Origin of the sequence: Mesorhizobium sp. M0239 (genome assembly GCF_040321815.1) — a bacterium.
Classification (GTDB): domain Bacteria; phylum Pseudomonadota; class Alphaproteobacteria; order Rhizobiales; family Rhizobiaceae; genus Mesorhizobium.
In genome coordinates this window covers 1-21,430 of record NZ_JAMYSG010000041.1, presented here as the reverse complement: position 1 = coordinate 21,430, position 21,430 = coordinate 1, and the positions used below count along the sequence as shown (strand labels likewise).

Sequence of the window (21,430 nt, the reverse complement as noted above, 5' to 3'; positions counted from 1 at the left end):
GCGTGTTCAAGACATGTTAACTCGCGGAAGAACCGGGCGTTCCGCTTAACTTTACACGCTTTGCGACGCGGAAGACATCAAGGCGTCATCGTCCACCCGTTCCAGGCGTACGAAGGCCGTCAGCGGCAGGTGGTCGGAGGCAACGCGCGAAAGCGGCGTGTCATGCGCGTTGATGGCGGCAATCATGCCGTGCCTGTTGGCCATGATCCGGTCGAGCGCCAGCAGCGGCAGGTTCGACGGGAAGGTGGGGACCGCCGGCGGCTGCGGGCCGAACGTCGCATGCAGCGTGTTGAGAGCGGAGCGGTTGCCAAGTCGCCATTCGTTGAGGTCGCCGAGCAGCAAGGTCGGTCTTTCGTCCGGGCTGTTCATCAGGTCGAGCACGACGCGCGCCTGCTGGGAGCGCGAGCGGCGCAGCAGACCAAGATGAGCGGCGATGATGCGCAGCGTCCGGCTTCCATCGAGGTCGATCTCCGCCACCACCGCGCCGCGCGGCTCCAGCCCCGGAAGCTTGATCTGGTGCACGTCGCGAACGACGCCCTTCTTGAACAGCAAGACGTTGCCATGCCAGCCATGGCCCTTGCCGGTGGCCGAAATCGGCACCGGAACCAGGCCGGTTTCCCGTTCGAGCCGGGGCAGGTCGAGAAGTCCGTCACGGTCGCCGAAGCGGTTGTCGGCTTCCTGCAACGCAATGACATCCGGGTCGATTTCGCGGATGACCCGGATGATCCGCTCCGGGTCGAATTTCCTGTCGACGCCGATGCATTTGTGGACATTGTAGGAGGCGACCAGCGTGCCGGTGGTGGCTGTCGTCTTGAGTGCGGCGGCGTTGGCCTTCTGCATCCGGCGGTCACGAAGGGAGAGAAGCATGCTTGCCGGGAGGCTGCGTCCAATTCTGTGCATCTCTGTGCTGCTCGTCCTCGCTGGCTTCAATTCAGAAGCAAGATACAGTCAAAATAGGCAATTTCGGCGTATGTTCCATGACAGACGAGTTCCTCAAGCGCACCTCCGCCTTAGAGATAGGGTGAACCGAGCCACAATGCCCGGTCGAACAGCCGGATAAGAAACGGCCGGGCTCGCAAGGCTTCCAGCGTCACCGGCACGGCGGAGGCAATCGCCGACCCGATGCGCACCTCGATCTCGCTGGCAAAGCCGGCATCGAGCACTTCCAGGTCGATCTCGAAGTTCAGCCGCAGCGATCGGGCGTCAAGATTGGAAGATCCGACATAGGCCCAGACCCCGTCGATCGACAGCAGCTTCGAATGATCGAAGGGTCCCTCGGTTCGCCAGACGCGGCAATAGTGTTTGAGCACCTGATCGAACTGCGCCATCATCGCGCGGTCGACGAGGAAAAGATTGTTCACCGCCGGCACCACGATGTCGATTTCGACCCCGCGCCTGCCGGCGGTGATCAGCGCGCTGATCAGTTCCCGATCCGGCAGGAAATAGGGCGACATCACGCGTATCGACTTGCGGGCGACCGAGAATGCACCGATCAGCAGCTTGTGGTTGGTCTCGTTGCTGGCATCCGGGCCGGAAGCGACTGCCCGCACCATCATCGGTGCGCCTGGCGATGGCGACAGCGGGGCAATGCGCCAGGCGTCGCCCTTCAGCGCCTCGTTGGTGGCGAAACGCCAGTCCTCGGCGGCGACCGAAAAGAGGTCGGCGACGATCGGGCCGGTCACCCGGAAATGCGTGTCCCTGGCGCTGTTGGAGCCGGCGAATTCGGCGGAGAAGCCTTTGCGGATGTTCATGCCCCCCGTGAAGGCGGCGACGCCGTCGACCACCAGGATCTTCCGGTGGGTCCTCAAATTGGCGTAGGGCAGGCGCAGGCCCATGACGATGTTGCCGTTGAAGACATCGGCGGGGATGTTGGCCTCGCGCAAATGCCCCAGGATGCTCGGCACCGAGTAGCGGGCGCCGACGGCATCGATCAGCACGCGGACGGTGACGCCGCGCCGGACGGCGCCGGCCAGCGCCTCGACGAAGAGCAGGCCGACGGCGTCATTGTCGAAAATATAGGTCTCGAGCAGGACGCTGCGCTCGGCGCCATCGATCGCCGCGCACATGGCGGCATAGGCCTCGTCGCCGGTCTCCAGCACATCGATTGCATTTCCAGGGTTGAGCGCGCGCCGCGCCACCCTGTCGCCGAGTGTCCGCAAGCCCGTGAACCGTTGCCCGTACCGCTCGACGATCAGGGCCTCTTCGACAGCGACGTCGCGCTCATGCTTGGCGGACACCGCGCCGTCGGCAAACGGGCGCTGGGCGGTGATCGTGGCACGGCGGATGCGGTTGATGCCGGCGACGGCATAGATCAGCACGCCGAGTATCGGGGACAGCACCATCACGCCGACCCAGCCGGTGGCGGCACGGACATCTTCCTTGGTCATGACGGCATGGACGATGCCGACCGTCGCCATCACCACGGAGATGATCGCCAGAATTTGAGGCCAGTGAGTCGCCAGGGTCTCCAACATGCCGAGACTATCCAGCGAGCGGTTGCAGAAGGCAATGCAGCCGCTCGTGCCGCGCATTCGGTGGATGGTGGCCTGCGGCCCTGGCTGAAGAGTTCGACCAGCCGCAGAGATCGATGGGTTGAAGCACCCCGATAGATCCTGTTCAGAAGGACAAACCTGACCCAGGGGAAGCATAGAGCCTGGCATCGTCCTGTTCTGCTCGGGGCCTCCGAAGCCTCTTATGCTTTGGTACCACCTCTATTGTATATCAGGAGGAATGATTTTAGTGATATAAACACTTTGATTGATGGCGAGGGGGGCGCCGAATGATGAAATTCAACTTCGATGGACCTCCCGGCGATGACGCAGCTGCCGACACGTCGGCAGAATGCCAACGCCAATTGCTGCCTCTCGTCCGTGAGATCGTTCAGGCAGCCGTCGCTGCCGGGTGGAGCGAGGAAGACGTTCTTCTGGGTTTTGTGGAACTTACATGGGATTTGTATGAGAATCGTCGCGACGATCTGCAATGACCGGCGGCAATCCGGTAGCTCTACATTGTTGAATGGCCGCCAAATGGCCAAATTGTCCCCTGAAGCAGGGCTCCGAATTCAGGTCAACCAGAGGCCTCGCGGCAGTTGGCAACTTTTGCGCGCGCAGCTTTTCACGATAGGAATTTTTTCTTGACTCGGTGACCTCAGCTATAGTACATATTCGCCCATGGTGTTGATTTGCGCCAGTGACCCGCCGCGCAGGCGGGTTTTTCGTTGATGCTCCGTCAGCCAATGCGCCGGCGAAGGTGTCGAAAAATGTTCCAGTCCCTCCCTTGTGACTGGTTCCTCTTATCCCGAACAAAATTTTTTCTTTGCGTACGGATGTTATTCACTATCCGTGGCATGTGCGTTACGCTGGGTCCGGGTCGGGCTAAGGGGGATTTCAGGCAGCGGACAAAGCGGCAGAGGCCAGGCATGAAAAATACGGACGATGCTCGGGACAGCGGCGATTCCTGGGGCGTCAATCGAGAACGGACAGCTCGATATGTCCTGGACATAATTCCTGAAAGCGCAGGTCCCAGGAGGGCCACCACGCGGAGGAGTGTCATATACTCCGTCCGCGATCCCGTCTCGCAGAAATTCCTGGCCAAGAAGCGTTCCACCGGAATTGTGCTGAGGCCCGCACGCGGAATGAGAGCCTCGCCCGGCAGCGACAAGATCACAGAATACGTCGCGCCACGCGTGCGGGAATATCTCGACGAAAACTTCGCGCGAAAAGTCGTCGCCGGATTGGCATTCGTCGCGGGAGTTTCACCGGACCCATTTCATAGCAAGGTTCGCCATGGCATTCGGCATGCCGCCACATCGCGGCGAGTTGCCGAAATCGCCTATCTCGCCGGCTTTTCGGATCAGAGCCATCTGGCCGTGGCGCTGAAGAAATACAGAGTGAGAACGCCGACCGGGGCCGGGCATGCTTCCCTCAAGAACTGAGGGCCCGGCCATGGCAAAATGGCAACGCCTGCTCGCCCGCGACGCGAGACCGGAATTTTCTACAAGGCTTGCTGAGTTTTTCAAAATACGTCCCGCTGCAAATCTGCCCCAAGCTCCGCAGGAGTCCTCTGGAATGTCATGCAGTCCGCGTATTGTTCGCCGTCCGGCCGGAACGATCCGATGACTGGCGATGCCGGTCAGCTTCGATCAATCACGAATTGTTTTTCAGGGGAACATGGAAGGAAGCCTTGGGTTGAACCTCATCTGGGACGTATCGGGAGGCCGAAAAATGCCGGGCGATGATGGTTTCCCCGGACCGGTTTCCGGAACCAACTCGCGACAGCCGACGCTCAACGCGAAAGGCGGGCTTTCCGTCCGCGCCGCGCGCCGCGTGCAGCAATTCCTGGACGAGAACTTTACGCGCAAGCTGGCGCTGGCTGATATGGCCGCGGTTTGCGGGCTTTCCCCCTATCATTTTGTGCGGGCTTTCTCGAGGACGTTCGGAATGCCGCCGCACCAGTACGTCCTCGACCTGCGGCTGGATTTCGCTGAAAGACTGCTTGCAGACAGCCGCATGACGATCACCGACATCGCCCACTCGAGCGGGTTTTCAAGTCAGAGCCATTTTACCACCGTGATGAAGAAATACCGGCAGCGGACCCCGTTGCAGGCACGGGTGGGAAAGCTTAACGCCAAGGTTAGGTGAGGCGACGCTTATTTCATTGCTTTGTTTCTTGGTTTTAAAGCATTGGCTAAGGTAACAAGCCGTTAACCTCTGTAGGTTTGCTGCGCTCTTTTCTCACAAGGCAGCAATTTCGTGAAATACCGCGGGCAGGAATCATGTCTTCCTGCGGTGGAGCGGAATTGTCAGACATTTCGTGCCGGCCAGCGGAGAGGGAACCATGACCGACAATCAGATTTCGAACGGCTCGCTTCTTGTTCAGCGTCGCGCGGCGCATTTCGCCGGGCACTGGATCGCGGGGGCCGATCATGGCTCACGCTCGACGCGCCGCCGCCTAATGGCGGTGCTGCGCATGGCTCATTGCGTGCTGGGCATGGGGCGCAAGCGCCTGGGGCTGGGAACGCTGGGCGTCGGCGGGATGTCGGCGGCGGCGCTTGCCGTGATGGGGATCATGATCCCGCAAACGGCTTTCGCGCAGCTCGCCATTGGCAACGGGACTGTGACCAACGTCGCGAACTGCACGACTCCCTCCGCAGGGATACAAAGCACTGCCATCGGTTGTGCCAGCACCGCCACCGGGTCCGCCTCAACCGCCGTCGGCGATGGTGCCAAAGTGAATGGCGACGACGGCGTGGCACTGGGCACCGGTGCCACGGCAACGGGCAACGCTTCGATCGCTATCGGCTACACGATGAGTGCCAATGGCCTCAACGCCATAGGCATAGGTGTCTTCGCGGGCGCAACCGGCGTCAACGCGCTCGCTGTAGGCGGTAACGCCAAGGCCAACGGGGACGGAGCAAGCTCCATTGGCGTCAACTCAGTTGCAACCACAGGCGCGGCCGCCTTTGGCCTGAACGCGCGTGCCGACGGATTGAACTCGACGGCGATCGGCTATGTTACCCGGGCGACCGGGCTGCGCGCCACCGCTCTCGGGTTCGGGGCAACTGCATCCGGGCTGGATTCGCTTGCCCAAGGTAACAGCGCCACCGCAACCAACCAGAATGCCATCGCCATCGGATTCCAGGCGACCGCGACCGCGATCAACGCCGTCAATCTTGGCAACCGAACTGTTGCGGGAGGGGGCGCGCTGGCCCAGAGTGCCATCGCCATCGGTACGGATGTGACGGCGTCCCAGGTTGACTCCACCGCGATCGGGCGCGCGAGCAAGGCAACGGGAACGTCCGCCATAGCGATGGGCGCGACCTCGATTGCGAGCGGCTCTGCCAGCACCGCGGTCGGCAACGCGTCCGCTGCCAGCGGCATAAACGCCTCCTCATTCGGGACGGGTGCAAATGCGATAGGAGACAATTCTCTCGCAGCCGGCGTCAGTGCCAACGCCGGCGGAGTCGGCAGCACCGCGCTCGGCATAGGTACGTCGGCCGGCGGCGCCAGTTCGGCAGCCGTGGGCTTCCAGGCCCAGGCCGCCGGCACCAATGCCGCAGCCGTTGGTCCCCAGGCAAATGCATCGGCGATAAACTCGGCAGCGTTCGGCAACGTCGCCACGGCTTCGGGCCAATTCGCGCTGGCCCTGGGCAATTCGGCCGTATCGAGCGGAGTAGGCTCGGTCGCGGCGGGCTCTGGAGCCCAGGCCACGGACGTCTCCACCACGGCTTTGGGTAACAACGCCGCGGCGACCGCCGCAAATGCCAGTGCGCTGGGATTGGGCGCCACGGCCAGCGGAGTGTACGCCACTTCGCTCGGTTCCACATCCAAGGCCACCGGTGCCCGTGCGTTCGCCGGTGGCCGTTCGTCCACTGCGGGAGGCGACGACTCCATTGCCATAGGCACGACATCCATCGCGACAGCGGCGAGCTCGACAGCAGTTGGAGCGGGCGCTGTGGCACAAGACGTCAATGCGATTGCCATCGGTACCGCCGCCGGCGCTATCTCCGCCGACTCCGTCGCCATCGGCACGGGCGCGACCGCCGATGGCGGCAAGGCGGTCGCGATCGGCTACGGCAACGTTGCCTATGGCGACGGCGCGGTCGCCATAGGCGATCCGAGCTATGCCAGCGGCACCGGCGCCTTCACCGGTGGCGCCAACAACATCGCCAACAGTGACGGCACGGCGAGCGCCACCGCGGCCAATACGGCCAACGGCGCCGTCGCCATCGGCAACAACAACAAGGCCATCGGGCAGGGCTCGGTGGCACTGGGCAACGGCTCGACCGCGGGTGCGGCCGGCCTCGCCGGCAATGTCGCGCTGGGTAATGGCGCGACAGCGGCGGCGAGCTCCGGCGACGTGGCGCTCGGCTCCGGCTCGGTGACCACCACGGCCGTCGGCACGGCGAGCGGCGTGGTCAACGGCACGACCTACGCCTTCCAGGGCACCAACCCGCTCTCGACCGTCAGCATCGGCGCGGTCGGTGCGGAACGCACGCTCACCAACCTGGCGGCGGGGCGCGTCAGCGCGCTCTCGACCGATGCGATCAACGGCTCTCAGCTCTTCGCCACCAACCAGGCCGTCGACGCCATTGGCGTCACGCTCAGCAACATCAATGTCGGCGGCGGCATCAAGTATTTCCACGCCAACTCGACCCTGGCGGATTCACAGGCTCTCGGAACGGATTCCGTCGCGGTCGGCCCGAACGCCGTGGCCAACAATGACGGCGACGTGGCGATCGGCCTGAATTCGACATCGGGCGCAACGACCGCCGTCGGTGGCACAACGATCGGCGGCGTCAACTACACCTTTGCCGGCGCCACACCGGCCGGTGCCTTCTCGGTCGGCTCGGCGGGCGCCGAACGCCAGATCCAGAATGTCGCGGCCGGGCAGTTGAACGGCGGTTCGACCGATGCGGTCAATGGTTCGCAGCTCTTCGCCACCAACCAGCAGGTCACGCAGAATACGACCGATATCGCCAATATCGGCAGTGGCGTGACCGATCTCGGCAACACGATCAACAACATCGCCGGCGACACGTCGACCGCCTATACCGACGCCAATGGTGTGGGCATCCGCTACGCCCGCACCAACGAGGCAGGCTTGGCGCAAACCGATTCCTTCGCACAAGGCGTCGGCTCCACCGCCGTCGGCTACCAGGCGACCGCCACCGGCGTCAGCGCACTGGCGCTCGGCCGCGACAGCAATGTCAGCATCGACGGCGGCGTGGCGCTTGGCTCGGGTTCGGTCTCCGATCGCGCGATCGCTCCGCTTACCGGGCAACTGCCCGCCGGCCCAGCCAACTTCATCCAGTACAACACGACCGACAAGACGCTGCTCGGCGCCGTTTCGGTCGGCGATGCTACCTCGTATCGGCAGATCACCAATGTGGCCGACGGCACGCAATCTCAGGATGCGGTAACGCTTCGGCAGCTGCAGGGCGCCATCGCCTCCGTCTCGGTGACGTCGACGAAATACTTCCATGCCAATTCGGCGGCGGGCGACTCGCTGGCGGTCGGCGCGGAATCGGTCGCGGTCGGCCCGACGACGGTCGTCAACGGCGACAACGGCATCGGCATCGGCAATGGCGCCACTGTCGAGCAGGATGCACCCGGCGGCACAGCGATCGGCCAAGGCGCCCACGTGATGCTGGCCGACGGCCTGGCGCTCGGCACCAATTCGCTGGCGTCCGGCATCCAGTCGGTGGCGCTCGGCGCCGGCGCCCAGAGCACCTTCATCAACAGCGTTGCGCTCGGCGCGCAGTCCATCACCAGCGTCGGCGCGCAGGCCGGCTACACGGCCTTTGCGCTCGCCGGTTCGCAGACCTCGGTCGGCGAGGTGTCGATCGGCGCCGCCGGGGCCGAACGCAAGCTCACCAACGTCGCGGCGGGCTCGGCCGATACCGACGGCGTCAACGTCTCGCAATTGCGCGGCGTGACGCAAAACGTCAGCAACCTGTTCGGCGGCGGCACGACCGTCAATCCCGACGGCTCCATCACCGGCCCGACCTACACCATCCAGGGCAACAACTATTCCACCGTCTATGACGGCTTCACGGCCGTCGACAATGCGCTGACCAGCATCAGCAATGGCGGCGGCATCAAATATTTCCACGCCAACTCTACGCTGGCCGACAGCATCGCCGGCGGCACCAACGCCGTGGCGATCGGGCCGGAGAGTGTGGCGAGCGGCACCGACAGCCTGGCTGCGGGACATGGCTCGACGGCCACCGGGCAGGGCGCCGTCGCGCTCGGCCAAGGCGCCAAGGCCAACAACGCCAACGATGTGGCGCTCGGTTCCGGTTCGGTGACACAGACCGCCGTCGGGACCTCCAGCACCGTCATCAACGGCAAGACCTACACTTATGCCGGGACGACGCCGACCGGAACCGTCAGCGTCGGCGACGCCGGCGCCGAGCGGACGATCACCAATGTCGCCGCCGGCCGCGTCGATGCCGGCAGCACCGATGCGATCAACGGCTCGCAGCTCTACGCCACCAACACGGCGATCGAGGATCTGAAAGCCGGCGTCGGAAACCTTACCCAGAACGCGGTGACCTATGACACCCAGGGCGGCAACAAGACGAACACCATCACGCTGCAAGGTGGCGACGTCAACGCGCCGGTCGTCATCTCCAATGTCGGCCCCGGCGTCAAAGGGACCGATGCGGTCAACGTCGACCAGATGAACCAGGGCCTGACCGCGGGCAAGAGCTATACGGACAACCGCGTGGCCTACGCTATCGATACGTCCAACGACTACACCGACAAGGTGGCGGTCACGACCTTGCAGCAGGCCAACGACTATACCGACCAGAAGCTCAGCCAGCTCAATTCGGACATCAGCGGCATCCGCGACGAGGCGCGGCAGGCGGCCGCGATAGGCCTTGCGGCCGCCTCGCTGCGCTATGACGACCGGCCCGGAAAGCTGAGCGTCGCGGCGGGTGGCGGCTTGTGGCGGGACGCAGGCGCGTTCGCCTTCGGCGCTGGTTACACCAGTGAAGACGGCCGCATCCGGGGCAATCTGTCGGGCACGGCCGCGGGTGGGCATGTCGGTGTCGGCGCCGGCATCAGCTTCACCTTGAACTGAGGCAGGAATGAAAGGACTTGTTGCCCTGACCTGCCTGGCGCTCTGCGGCGGCCTCGTGCCGTCCGCCGGGCAGGTCGCGTCGACCTACAGGATCAAGCCATCGGACGTAGTGGTGCCGCCCGAGGTCAAGCTCGGAGACTATCAGCGCACCATCCGCCCATTCGATAACTGGACGCTGATCTGCGACGAGAACCTCAAGGCTCGCAAGAAGGTCTGCAACGTCTCGCAGATCATCGAGGACGCATCAGGCAAGATGGCTTTCAGCTGGTCGCTCGCCGCCACCCAGGACGGCAAGCCGTATATGATCCTGCGCACCGCTCCGAACGCCAGGAGCGATGGCCTGGTGTCACTGAAGTTCGATGGACAGAAGCAGCCGATCGACGTGCACCTGAACGGCTGCAACGAAATGGTCTGCGTCGGCATGTTGCCGGTAGGCCCCGTCATGCGCCGACAGATCTCGCAGAATGCGACACCGGCGATCTCCTATTCGACGGTCGACGGTCAGACGATCACCGTGACCGCAACGCTCAAGGGGCTGTCAGAGGCCCTTTCACCACTCAAATAACCGGGGCATCACCATGAGCCAGCAGGACCAGTTCACGTCCGCGAAACGCACTGCGACCGTCGAGGCGGATCGGCAGAGGCGGGCCGAGTCCCCAAGGCGGCGCTGGCCACGCGTGGCCGGATATTCACTTCTGGGATTGGTCGTGGCGGGCCTTGGCTTCGCCGCAGGGAACTATGCCGCCATCGCCAATCTGGTCGGCGGCGCGACGGCCGCACCCGCAGAAACTGCGGCGGCCCCCGTGCTTCCGGACACGCCCTTCCTCGAGCATGTCAAGCAGGCCGGAGTGCAGGCCTGCTCGACCGTCTATCCGGCGCTCGGACAGATTCTGACGAACGGCACGAAATACAGCGTCAAATCCCTGTGGAACGACCAGGCCGCCGACAAGCACGCCATCCAGGCCTTTGTCGGCATGGATTATGCGTCGGAACGCTATAGCGGACCGGCCGCCGGCATCGTCTTCGCATCGCCCACCGCCACGGGTTGCGAAGGGGCGATGGTGCGGGTGGCGCCATTCGCCAGCCCGTGCGCCGACATCGCATCCATCCTGCCGCAGGGCAGCAAGATTACCGACCATCTCGGGCAGGTCGAGGTCTACGAGCTCGGCGGCAATGCCGGTGAAGCGCTTCTCCTGCCGACGGGCAAAAGCTGTGTGGTGATCTCCCTCGCTTCGGCGGCGAAGTAGGACGCGAAGCGATTGAGGTTAAGGAAAGGATGCCGACCATGAGATTGCAGGCTTTGGCAGTTTTGGGCTTGACCCTGTTGTGGAGCGGACAAGTCGTCTCGGCCGACCTTGTGGCCCCATCGGAACCGCAACAGGAGGAAAAAGGCATCTGGGCGGCCATTGCCTATTCGCAGGCCGATAGCAAATACGGCTTCTTCTGGGGCGCCGACAAGCGGCAGGAAGCGAAGGACATCGCACAGAAATATTGCGAGAACGCGGGCGGAAAGGCCTGCAACGTCGTCACCGTCTTCCGCAACCACCGCCATTGGAATGATGACGACGAGACCGGCTTTCCCTACAAGCACTGCGGTGCACTCGCCGTGGCAGACAAGGTGGAGAACCGTTTCACGCCCTGGGGCGTGAACTCGGCCGAGACCCGTCGCGAAGCGGAGGATCTCGCTTTGCAGGCCTGCGAGGCGGCGGGAGAGAAATGCAAGATCCGCGAGTGGGTCTGCACATGAAGCCTGGCCCGAAGGCCGTCTCCGCATGTGGGGCAATTCTATTCTCGTTGATGTCGCCGGTGTCTGCCCAGCAACAGGTGGCGGCTGTCCCGGATGGACCCTCATCGCTGCGTGAAGTCTATCAGGATTGGAGTGTGACCTGCTCGGTTCGAGAGAAGGCGAGAGTGTGCTCGCTCGCGCAAGATCAGGTCCAGCAGAACGGGCAGAGGCTTCTTGCCGTGGAGATCGCGGCACGCCCGGACGGCTCGACGACGGCTACCCTGCTTCTGCCCTTCGGCATCCTGCTCGACCCGGGCGTGACGCTGCAGATCGACGATCAGCCGCCACTGTCCCCGCAGCGCTTCAGGACCTGCCTGCCGACGGGTTGCGTCTCGGTCTTTACCGTCGATCGGCCGACGCTTGGAAAGCTGAGGGGAGGCTCGGTGCTGAAGCTCAATGTGACGACGGACGCCGAGACCCCGCTGAGCTTCCCGGTCTCGCTTCGCGGCCTGACCGCGGCGCTCGACCGCATGGTGGCGTTGAGCGCAAATTAGGGTGCGCGCTGACCCAGCTTTTGGCCGCAATCAGCGACATGACGCGCACGCCGGCCGCCGCGACGGAGTATTTTGGGGCGGCTGCCGAGAGGGCGTACCTGAAAATGGCTCAACTTCAGGTTGGGTCATCAACAGCCGCCATACCCACATGGCATGATTCTGGCCATATCGGCCCACTGACCTGCCGTTTTTCGGGCTATCCCGCAGAGTGCGGCGTCCGGATACAACCGTAGCGAGCCGACGTTATGTGCTATTTTTGCTACATCTCGCAGCCTTGTTGCCCAAAAAGGCTATTTAGCGACTTCTAAATCAATAATCGCTCACATATTTCGTGAATTTGTGAATAATCCACCGACGGGCAGGCCTTGGCTTGGTTAGCGCTCTGAAAAGGACGCTGGGGAAACGTTAGGGTGGGATTGATGAATACGACAAACATGTCGACCATAGGCAGGCGCCTTGGTCTTTTGATGGCGGCCACCATGCTGACCTGCGGGAGTGCTCATGCGCTTACGCTCAAGGAGGCGATGGCTGTCGCGGTGGAATCCAATCCCGAGATTGGACAGGCGATCGAAAATCGCGAAGCAATCGAGTTCGAGTTGCGGCAGGCCAAGGGCCTTTATCTTCCCAGTGTCGATGTCGAGGCATCGGCCGGCGTTCGCCGGCTCGACAATTCATCCCGGCGCTCCCTTTCCATCGAAGACGATGCGCTCTATCCGGCTGAAACGGATCTTACAGTTTCGCAGACGCTTTATGACAGCGGCGCAAGGCGGGCCGAATTGAACCGCCAGGCATCGCGCGTCGACGGCGCTTCGTTCCGTGTGCTGGAACGGTCCGAATTCATCGGGCTGTCCGTTGTCCAGGACTATCTGGAGTACATGCTGCAGGCTTCGATCGTTGTCGAAGCGAAGAAAAATCTCGGCTTCCACCAGGGAATTCTCGGCGACATCCGGCAAGGCATTTCGGGCGGCGCGCTGAACGAGGCCGACCGGCAGCAGGCCGAGGAACGGCTGTTTGCCGCCAAGGCGCGCATGCAGGAGGCGACCGAGGAACTGGAAGCGGCCAAGATCCGCTTCTTCAAGACCGTCGGAAAGCCACTGACCAGCCCATCGAGGCCGGGCGATGTCTCGGCTGCGCTCCCGCGATCGCTTGACGAGGCAATAGGGTTGGCGCGCGAAAGCAATCCGCGCGTGCACATGGCCAACAGCGACATCGACGCGGCGGCTTCCCTCGTGGATGCCGCACGGGCAAAATTCGGCCCCTCCATCATCGCTGAAGGTCGCGCCCGGGCGGGAACTGACATTGACGGCGACGATGGCGACACCAGCGACCTTCAGGCGCGCGTGGTCCTGCGGTGGAATCTCTACCGCGGTGGTATTGACAAGGCCAACGAGCAGGAGCAGATCCGCCGCACCAGCGAACAGCGCCTGGCGCTGCATCAGGTGCAGCGCGAAATCGAGGAAGCCGTTCGCACGTCATGGGATCGCCGTTTCCGGCAAGCCGATCTGGCAAAGACCCTGAGGCAGCAAGCCGCCGCCAATGAGAAGCTGGTCGCTTCCTATCGCGAGCAGTTCAAGGTTGGACAGCGCTCGCTGCTCGACGTGCTGGATGCGCAGAATACGCGGTTCAACACGGCAACGCTGGCGGATACCGCGTCCTACGCATCGCTGTTTGCCCAGTACCGGCTTCTGGCCGCGACCGGACAGTTGCTGAAAACGATGAACCTTCAGCCGGCAAAGCAAGCGACAGCCTATGCACGCACCGAGTTCGCAGCACCGGAAACCGCGGACACTGAAACTTATGCGCGGACGCCATCGGAGCAGAAGAACGACCTGCCATTCGATATTCTCGCCCCGGTGAGGAAGAAGTAAGACGACGCAAGGCCCAGCGAGCGTCCTGACGGGCAGATCGTGAACCAGCAACCCAACATCCTCTCCCCCAAGGAGGCGTTCAAGGCCTGTTTCTCAGCCGTTGCCGGATATCTCGGCAGGCCGAGCGCGGAGACCGTGCTGTTTGCCGGCGTGCCGCTCTCGGACACGCGAATTGCGGTCGACGACATCAGGCACCTTGCCGAACGCATCGGCCTGGAAGTCACCGAGTTCAACCACCGGGATTTTCTCAGGGGGCGTATCGATCTGCCCGCAATCGTCTTTCGCGTCAGCCAATTGCCCGTTGCCCTGCTCGCTCTAGGCGAAGACGATGCGTATATCACCGCGCCCCAGGAAGACGGCCGCACCGCGATCGGCCGATCGGAACTGGCCGCCAGCTACATCAGCGGCGGCGCTTCCTTCTCGATCACCTACGCCAATGCCGCCGAGACCATGTCGGTCGGCTCGGCGGCCAGGATCGAGCGGAGACATTGGCTCACGGGGACGATGGGCGCTTTCTGGCGCACCTATTCGAAAGTCGTCCTGGCGGCGGTGTTCATCAATCTGCTGGCCATAGCCTCGCCGATCTTCACCATGAACGTCTACGACAGGATCCTGCCGAACAAGGCAATATCGACACTGTGGGTGCTGGCTCTCGGCATCGGTGCGGTCATCCTGTTCGACCTGCTTTTGAAGACGGCCAGGGCCTCCCTCATCGACTATGCCGGGCGCAAGGCGGATCTCCGAATATCCTATCTGCTGTTTGAGAAAGTGTTGAACTCGTCGCTGTCGGCGCGCCCCGGATCAACCGGTGAATACGCAAACAGGGTCACGCAATATGAATTCGTCAGGGAGTTCTTCACCTCCAACACCATAAGCGTGTTCATCGACACGGCATTCGTCTTCGTCTTTCTCCTTGTGATCTATGCAATAGGCGGCTGGCTGGTGATCATACCGGCGCTGGCCTTCGTGATGTCCGTCATCGTCGGCCTGATCACCCAGCGCCGCATCGGCAAGCGCGTCGCCGCCTCGATGAACGAAGCGTCGCAGCGCCAGGCCCTGCTGGTCGAATCCATCTCGACGCTGGAGACCATCAAGTCGCTGCGCGCCGAGGCGTATCTGCTGCGAAAATGGGGAGAGCACTCCAAGAACGCCGCCAACACGTCCGAGAAGATCAAGCAGCTTTCGGCGGCGGCGGGCAACATCACCCAGTCCATACAACAGCTGGTCACCGTCGCCCTGGTCGTGGCCGGCGCTTATGCCTTCTCGGAAGGGCATGTTTCGACAGGAGCAATCATAGGAACGGTGATGCTGGCGAGCAGGGCAGTGGCGCCGCTCGGCCAGATCGCCATAACGTTGTCCCGGTTTCGCCAGGCCATGCTCTCGCTGAGAATGGTGAATTCGATCATGGCTCAACCGGAAGACCGACCCGACACGGTGGGCTTCGTCAACCGCCCCATTCGCAAGGGGGCGATGGTGTTCAGGAATGTCGGGTTTGTCTATCCAGGCTCGGAAAACGAGGTTTTGACCGGCCTGAATTTCTCGGTCAAGCCGGGTGAGCGGATCGGCATCATCGGCCGCATAGGATCGGGAAAGACGACGATGGGCCGCCTGATCGGCCGGCTTTTCCTGCCGACTTCCGGTGAGTTGCTGCTGGATGGGATCGACATTCGCCAATATCACCCGTCGGAGGTTCGTGCTGCGGTCGGCATCGTCGCGCAGGCTGGCGATCTGTTCTCGGGCACCATCAAGGAAAACCTCCTGATGGCATGCCCCGAGGCTACAGACGAACAGATCATCGAAGCGGCAAAGGCGGCCGGCGTCGACGATTTCGTTTCACGCCACCCGCGCGGCTACGACATGAATGTCGGCGAGCGCGGCACCAATCTTTCCGGCGGCCAGAGGCAGACCGTGGCGATCGCACGCCTGCTTTTGACCAAACCGAAAATCGTCTTTCTGGATGAGCCGTCGGGCTCGATGGATCTTGCCTCGGAACGCCAGTTGATCAAGCAGCTCAAAGTCGCTTTCGACCGCGACACGACGCTGATCGTCTCCACACATCGGTTCAGCATGCTTGAGCTGGCCGACCGCCTGATCGTTATCGAACGGGGCAAGATCGTTGCCGACGGACCGAAGGACCAAGTCATACAGGCGTTGCAGAAAACAAGCGCCTGACAAAACAATTATTGCTGCATCCAATGCGTTGGGGCGTGGGAAATGCTTGCCAGGGAAGATCGACCGCCGCTGTTTGCGTCGGCGTCCATATTCATCATCGGAGCGCTCTTCGTGGTCTTTGTCGCCTGGGCGTCCTTTGCCGAAGTCGATGAGATCGCACGCGGCGACGGCAAGGTCATACCCGCTTCCAAGACCCAGATCATCCAGGCGAGTGAAGCCGGTGTCGTTCAGGAAATCGCCGTGACGATTGGCCAGGTCGTCAAGAAGAACGATCTCATCATTCGTCTGGACAACACGCTCAATACGTCCAGTCTCGGCGAGCAGCAGGCCAAGGCGCGCGCGCTGGAAGTGCGCATAGCAAGGCTGAAATACGAACAGGCCGGCAATCTCTCGGGCCCATTTCCGTGCCCGCAGGACATCCAGTCGGTCGCTCCGCAAATCTGCGACAATGAACAGAAGCTGCTCATTGCCCGGCGCGGGAACTTCGACAACAAGCTGTCCGTGCTCAAGTCACGCCTTGATCAGCGCGAGAGGGAACTGGCCGAGGCGGTGGCCAATTCCGACCGTCTGACCAAGAACCTGGTCGTCAGCGACCAGGAGGCAAAACTGGTCGACGCGATGGTCAAGAAAGGCCTGATGGCAAGGACCGAGCAGCTCCGGGTAGAGCGCGAACAGACCGAACTCAACGGCCAGCTGAACCTGGCCGGCGAAACAATAAAGAAAGCCAAGGCCGCGATCACGGAAGCCCAGCTGCAGGTCGAGGAACTCGGCCTGCAACTGCAGCAGGAGGCGTTGGACGACCTTACCCAGGCGCTGGCGGAACTTTCGGTGGTGGATGAAACCATAAGGGGGGCCACCGACAAGGTCGCGCGCACTGACATCCGGTCTCCCGTGGATGGCATCGTCAACACGCTGGAGCTCAACACGGTCGGGGCCTTCGTCCAGCCTGGCGCCGTCGTCGCCGGCATCGTGCCGACCTCCGAGACGTTGCTGGTGGAGGCACGGGTCTCGCCACGGGATGTCGCGTTCATCCGCCCCGACCAGGAAGCCCTTATCAAGGTCACCGCCTATGATTTCTCGATCTTCGGCGGCATCGAGGGCAAGGTCTCCAACATCACTGCCGACAGCCTGGTCGATCAGAAAACCGGGGAACCCTACTATCAGGTGCGCGTGGCGACGGACAAATCCACTCTTCAAAGAGACGGCAAGGCCTATTCGATCATTCCCGGCATGATCTGCTCGGTCGACATCAAGACCGGGCGCAAGACGATCCTGCACTACCTCCTGAAGCCGATCAACAAGGCGCGCGAGGAGGCAATGAGTGAGCGGTAGCGCCAGCCCTCATCCTGATGGCGAGCGACTGCTTCCGCCAGTCGCGGCCGAGGATTTTGGGCTTGAATTTCGGGTCGTGGCGCGTGGCGGCATAAGACGCGGCATCCGCTTGGAGCGGGCATTCTGGTTGTCGCTGAAGCAGATGGCCGAACGCAGGAAATGCACGATCGGCATGCTCATCGACGAGATCGCCGAAAGCCAGGCACAGACAGGCAATTTGACATCCGCGATCCGGGTGGCCTGCATGCGTGGATTGGCGGATGAAAACCTGACCTTGCGAAGGCTTGCATCGATCAACACCATCAACGCCATACTGGTCGCTTGCCCGTCCCCGGCCTTTGCGCTGGCATCGTCGAAGAAGATCCTGTCGTTCAACGCGCCGTTCCAGCAACTGGTCAAACGTCAATTGCCGATCGCCCCAAGCGATGACGCACGGCACGATCTCAAGCTGGCATTGGACCTCAACGTAGCCGACATCTTCGCGCGGCTCGATGCCAATGGCGAATCGCCGGTGGCCACCGGCTTTGTCATCGGTGCGGGTGACCGTCGTTACCGGGGGCAATTGAATGCGGTGCGGGCTCCGGTGCTCGAGCCAGAGCTGCTGATGGCGTTCGTCTTCGGCGGTTGAATCACCACCAATCCAACGAGAACTTATGGCTGAAAACCTTCGCCAGGTGCGACGGTTGCGAAACCGCCTTTGATGTCAGCCATCTGGGCTCCGCCCGGTCTTGAACCGTGGATCCAGGCCCGGTCCGTGCTGAACGAATAAAGCGGAACATAATCCGGGAGATCGCTGTCACGCACCACAGTGTTGCTGAGGCTGTCGAGAATGAAGGTGCCGCTGCCTGTGCTCACCGACAGCACTGCGTGAAAGAAGCCTCGCTTGCGATCCTGGAGGACGACAAGCGCCATGCTCTGCGTCGGGATGCCGGCCCTCAGCAGGGCCGTCATCTTGAGAATGGCGAAATCCTCGCAATCGCCGGCTCGCCGCTCGAGAATCTCCGAAGGCTTCGCCCAATAGTCGAGCTTGCCGTAGACGACGCTATCTTTCCTGTAGGCGATCAGGCGATTTACGCTGCTGTTGACGAAGGACAGCTTCTCGCTGAATCCCTTGCCTTGAGCGGCGGCGACCATGCCGGCAAAAGCTGTGCTCTTGCGCTCGCAGGGGCTGCCCGCCGAACAAGCGGTGATTGCCCGGTACACGGGCGCCCAGCGCGCCGCGACGGGAAAATTGCGCATGGACAAGGCAACCGATCCGAAGACCCCCGGAATGATCGACGCGGTCTGCACCGGATCTATCCCGGTGTCATCTCGCGCCGTTGACGAGCCATCCCCGCGGTCAGCATCTGCCGGGCCATAGCTGCTGATGACCTGACCGATCCGGTAAGCGCCCGCAGGCTGCCTGGGCTGGGGCCTCGCCAGCGAAACACCGCCGAGACAGGGCGGCGTCTGGACCTTCTCCTGAGGCCAGCCGGATGCGGCGATATCGCTCGCGAATGACGGCCCCGCCAGGCCGACAAGCCCGATTGCCAGCAGGAGCATCTGGAGCCGGGTTTTTCCCGGAACTGGTTTTTGCTTTTTCATAACGCCCACCTTTGACTGTGGACGCTACCAATCTTGTCTCAAATTATTGGAAAGGAAGGTGGATAAATATCCAGCAACTGTCTTTATCCAGTTTGTCTAAAATTTTATTCAAATTTATACTTTGGTTCACCAAAAAGATGCCGACTAGTCATCCGTCAACCAGACCTCCAGAAACCAACATATATCAGGTTATATTGTTGCGGTTTACCACGTGTAAAAAATGCCGGGCAATGCATATCATAATATATGAAATAGATTAGGGGGCAGTTGCAAAGTAGAAGTGGCCGCTGTCTCTATCCGGTAAATATCGGAGGGGTTTCAGCCATGACGAACAATATCGAGTTGGACAGCTTTTCGGCTTCCTTGAACGAGCATTCCGCGTCCAATGAACACGCCGATCAGGCGTCGCCGGCGGAGATCCGGGTCGCACAGGCAAATTCGACGCAGCCCGCGCCGGCAGCGTCCGAACCGGTGCCGGTCGATGTCGGCGGCGGAGCGCCTGTCAAGCCAGAAGCCCCCGCGGAAGCAAAGGCACCGCCGGCAGCTGCGCCGCACGAATACGTAGCCGACGCCAGCCATGTGGTGAGGCTTCCCGCCAACGCCTCCATCGACAACATCAAGGTCGATGGCCAAAACCTTCTGCTCGAACAGGCCGACGGCTCGGTGATCGTGGTCAAGGATGGCGCCCTGAACGTGCCGACCTTCATCATCGGCGACGTCGAGGTGCCGCGCGTTGCTTTGCTGGCGGCACTCGAAGCCAGCCATGTCGATGTCGCCTTCGGCGCCGACGGTTCCATATCGGCCGGCCCGGGCGGTTCGAATTCAAGCGCGGGCGGAGACTTCTCGGTTCCCCCCGGCGGCATCGGCGACGGGTTCGACCTGTCGGCCCTGTTGCCCCCGACGGCCTTGCAGTTCGGGCTTCTGGAGCGGCGCGAGCTATTTCCCTCGATCGTCGACAGGCAGGTTACAGTGACGGCCACGTCATTGCTTGCCCCATCCGAAGCGGCCAGTGAAACAGGCCTTGATGGCGATGAGAATCAGTCGCCCGGCAGTGACGCGCTAAGCGATGCTGAAACGTCCGGCACTGGAACGATCAACATCGATGCGCCGGATGGAATTGGGTCGATTGTCATCAATGGCGTCACCGTCACCGCCGTCGGCGATCAGATACAAGGGCAGTACGGCTTCCTGACGATCGTCTCCTTCAATCCGAGCACCGGTGCCATCGAATACAATTACACGGTGACCGAATCGGTCTCCCACACGGATCAGACACCCGGCTATGATCCGAGCACCGATACGGTTCCTGACAATTTCAGCATCACTGTCACGGATGTCGACGGCGATTCGGCCAGCACCACCTTTGCCGTCGCCATCGTCGACGACGTGCCGACGGCGGTTGCCGATATTGACAGCATTGCGGCGGGCCAATTCGGCCCCGCGACGGGCAATGTGCTGGTTGGCGGCACCGATGTCGTCGACGCCAACACGACAGACGGCGTTGCCGATACCCAAGGCGCCGACGGCGCGACCGTGGTGGGCGTTGCCAAGGGCACGACGAATGTCGATCTGGACAGCACGGCCACGCTCAACAACCCTCTCCAGGGTGAATATGGCAAGCTGACGCTGCTCAGCGACGGCAGCTATACCTATGTGCGCGACGCCGGCACGCCTGGCGGCGTCAACGACGTCTTCACCTACACCATCAAGGACGGCGACGGCGACACCTCGCACACCACGCTGACGATCTCGATCGGCAACTCGACGCCTGTGATCACCGACCTGACGCCGGAGGCCAATGGCGGCGACGTCATCGTCAACGAAGCGGCATTGAATGTCGGCACGCCGGGCGGACCTGGCTCAGATCCGGCAAGCACGGCGGAAATCGGCGCCGGCACCTTCACCATCTCCTCGCCCGACGGCATCCACTCGCTGGCAATCGAGGGCAACGCCTTCATTACCGACGGCGTGTTCACCGCGGGCTCGTTCACCACCGCGCTCGGCAACACACTCAACGTGACGGGTTACAATGCCGCCACCGGCCAGGTGAGCTACACCTACACGCTGGTCGACAACGAGGCGCATGATCCCATTCAGGGCACCAATAACCTGTTCGAGAACTTCACCGTCACGCTGACCGACCAGGATCTGCAGAGCGCCAACGCCACGCTATCCGTCAAGATCGTTGACGACGTGCCGACGGCGCATGATGAAGCCTCGCAGTCGATTGCGGAAGGTGCCCCAGCGCTTACGGGAACATTGGACTTCGTCGCCGGCGCCGACGGCGCGACGGTGACGCATGTCAACGGCACGCCGCTGATCTTCGATCCCGGCACGGGCTACTCGCAGTCCATCGACATCGGCGCCGGCACCATCCAGGTGAAGGCGGACGGTTCCTACACGTTCACGCCGGATGCCTCGGTCGACAACAGCTCCGGTCCGGTGGCGGTCAACGCGACCTACACGGTGACGGATGGCGACCTCGATACTTCGACGGCCAACATCGCCTTCTCAATCACCGACGGCGCAGGCCCGGTTGCGGGTGCTCCGATCACGCTGGCGCTTGACGACCAGAACCTGAGCGACGGCTCGACACCGGCCGGCCC

General features: G+C 62.4%; 16 protein-coding genes. 13 read left to right on the top strand and 3 right to left on the bottom strand.

Going from position 1 to position 21,430, the window contains the following annotated elements:
- Window positions 1–51: 51 nt before the first annotated feature.
- The gene (locus NKI99_RS30200) at window positions 52–900 is read right to left on the bottom strand and encodes an endonuclease/exonuclease/phosphatase family protein (RefSeq protein WP_352613199.1); all 849 of its coding nucleotides are present in this window, start codon (window positions 898–900) and stop codon (window positions 52–54) included.
- 110 nt (window positions 901–1,010) lie between these two features.
- Window positions 1,011–2,474, bottom strand: a complete 1,464-nt coding sequence (locus tag NKI99_RS30195) for a phospholipase D-like domain-containing protein (RefSeq protein ID WP_352613197.1) — start codon at window positions 2,472–2,474, stop codon at window positions 1,011–1,013.
- 305 nt (window positions 2,475–2,779) lie between these two features.
- On the opposite strand from NKI99_RS30195, the gene NKI99_RS30190 reads away from it, so the two are divergent.
- The 12 genes from NKI99_RS30190 to NKI99_RS30135 all read left to right on the top strand — a co-directional run bounded on the left by NKI99_RS30190 (window position 2,780) and on the right by NKI99_RS30135 (window position 17,868).
- Window positions 2,780–2,983, top strand: a complete 204-nt coding sequence (locus tag NKI99_RS30190; protein WP_164779989.1) for a hypothetical protein — start codon at window positions 2,780–2,782, stop codon at window positions 2,981–2,983.
- A gap of 651 nt (window positions 2,984–3,634) precedes the next feature.
- Window positions 3,635–3,934 (top strand): hypothetical protein, encoded by a 300-nt coding sequence (locus tag NKI99_RS30185; protein WP_352613195.1) that lies wholly within the window; start codon window positions 3,635–3,637, stop codon window positions 3,932–3,934.
- Between the two features lie 190 nt (window positions 3,935–4,124).
- A complete protein-coding gene (locus NKI99_RS30180; RefSeq protein ID WP_352441928.1) occupies window positions 4,125–4,640 on the top strand; it encodes a helix-turn-helix transcriptional regulator in 516 nt (171 codons plus the stop codon).
- Window positions 4,641–4,908: 268 nt separating this feature from the next.
- Window positions 4,909–9,588 carry a YadA-like family protein gene (locus NKI99_RS30175; RefSeq protein WP_502900937.1) on the top strand — a complete coding sequence of 1,560 codons (4,680 nt, stop codon included), beginning with the start codon at window positions 4,909–4,911 and terminating at the stop codon, window positions 9,586–9,588.
- Window positions 9,589–9,595: 7 nt separating this feature from the next.
- Window positions 9,596–10,153, top strand: coding sequence for an invasion associated locus B family protein (locus tag NKI99_RS30170; RefSeq protein ID WP_023809958.1), 558 nt, complete (start codon window positions 9,596–9,598; stop codon window positions 10,151–10,153).
- Window positions 10,154–10,166: 13 nt separating this feature from the next.
- Complete coding sequence (locus NKI99_RS30165; RefSeq protein WP_023809957.1) at window positions 10,167–10,835, top strand: hypothetical protein; 669 nt, start codon at window positions 10,167–10,169, stop codon at window positions 10,833–10,835.
- Window positions 10,836–10,873: 38 nt separating this feature from the next.
- Window positions 10,874–11,335, top strand: a complete 462-nt coding sequence (locus tag NKI99_RS30160; protein ID WP_023809956.1) for a DUF4189 domain-containing protein — start codon at window positions 10,874–10,876, stop codon at window positions 11,333–11,335.
- Window positions 11,305–11,868 (top strand): invasion associated locus B family protein, encoded by a 564-nt coding sequence (locus tag NKI99_RS30155; protein WP_196815310.1) that lies wholly within the window; start codon window positions 11,305–11,307, stop codon window positions 11,866–11,868. Before NKI99_RS30160 ends, NKI99_RS30155 begins: the two co-directional genes overlap by 31 nt.
- A 419-nt stretch (window positions 11,869–12,287) precedes the next feature.
- Entirely contained in the window at window positions 12,288–13,736 is a 1,449-nt protein-coding gene (locus tag NKI99_RS30150) for a TolC family protein (RefSeq protein WP_352441933.1), read from the top strand.
- Window positions 13,737–13,775: 39 nt separating this feature from the next.
- Window positions 13,776–15,908, top strand: a complete 2,133-nt coding sequence (locus NKI99_RS30145; RefSeq protein WP_128304950.1) for a type I secretion system permease/ATPase — start codon at window positions 13,776–13,778, stop codon at window positions 15,906–15,908.
- Between the two features lie 42 nt (window positions 15,909–15,950).
- The gene (locus NKI99_RS30140; protein ID WP_128304951.1) at window positions 15,951–17,240 is read left to right on the top strand and encodes an HlyD family type I secretion periplasmic adaptor subunit; all 1,290 of its coding nucleotides are present in this window, start codon (window positions 15,951–15,953) and stop codon (window positions 17,238–17,240) included.
- Window positions 17,230–17,868 (top strand): ribbon-helix-helix domain-containing protein, encoded by a 639-nt coding sequence (locus tag NKI99_RS30135; protein ID WP_128304952.1) that lies wholly within the window; start codon window positions 17,230–17,232, stop codon window positions 17,866–17,868. The genes NKI99_RS30140 and NKI99_RS30135 overlap by 11 nt, the downstream gene beginning before the upstream one ends.
- 23 nt (window positions 17,869–17,891) lie before the next feature.
- Here the strand turns inward: NKI99_RS30135 and NKI99_RS30130 are convergent, their stop codons facing one another.
- Window positions 17,892–18,782 (bottom strand): transglutaminase-like cysteine peptidase, encoded by an 891-nt coding sequence (locus NKI99_RS30130; RefSeq protein WP_502897949.1) that lies wholly within the window; start codon window positions 18,780–18,782, stop codon window positions 17,892–17,894.
- 366 nt (window positions 18,783–19,148) lie between these two features.
- Between NKI99_RS30130 and NKI99_RS30125 the strand changes: the two genes are divergently transcribed.
- Window positions 19,149–21,430 (top strand): Ig-like domain-containing protein (locus tag NKI99_RS30125; RefSeq protein WP_352613190.1); only part of this gene is annotated, 2,282 nt, incomplete at its 3' end.

Coding starts and splice junctions, on each gene's coding strand:
- NKI99_RS30165 (WP_023809957.1), top strand. CDS start 10,167: ATGAGCCAGCAGGACCAGTTCACGTCCGCGAAACGCACTGCGACCGTC.
- NKI99_RS30160 (WP_023809956.1), top strand. CDS start 10,874: ATGAGATTGCAGGCTTTGGCAGTTTTGGGCTTGACCCTGTTGTGGAGC.
- NKI99_RS30140 (WP_128304951.1), top strand. CDS start 15,951: ATGCTTGCCAGGGAAGATCGACCGCCGCTGTTTGCGTCGGCGTCCATA.
- NKI99_RS30130 (WP_502897949.1), bottom strand. CDS start 18,782: ATGCTCCTGCTGGCAATCGGGCTTGTCGGCCTGGCGGGGCCGTCATTC.
- NKI99_RS30200 (WP_352613199.1), bottom strand. CDS start 900: ATGCACAGAATTGGACGCAGCCTCCCGGCAAGCATGCTTCTCTCCCTT.
- NKI99_RS30180 (WP_352441928.1), top strand. CDS start 4,125: ATGCCGGTCAGCTTCGATCAATCACGAATTGTTTTTCAGGGGAACATG.
- NKI99_RS30185 (WP_352613195.1), top strand. CDS start 3,635: ATGAGAGCCTCGCCCGGCAGCGACAAGATCACAGAATACGTCGCGCCA.
- NKI99_RS30195 (WP_352613197.1), bottom strand. CDS start 2,474: ATGTTGGAGACCCTGGCGACTCACTGGCCTCAAATTCTGGCGATCATC.
- NKI99_RS30190 (WP_164779989.1), top strand. CDS start 2,780: ATGATGAAATTCAACTTCGATGGACCTCCCGGCGATGACGCAGCTGCC.
- NKI99_RS30150 (WP_352441933.1), top strand. CDS start 12,288: ATGAATACGACAAACATGTCGACCATAGGCAGGCGCCTTGGTCTTTTG.
- NKI99_RS30155 (WP_196815310.1), top strand. CDS start 11,305: ATGCAAGATCCGCGAGTGGGTCTGCACATGAAGCCTGGCCCGAAGGCC.
- NKI99_RS30170 (WP_023809958.1), top strand. CDS start 9,596: ATGAAAGGACTTGTTGCCCTGACCTGCCTGGCGCTCTGCGGCGGCCTC.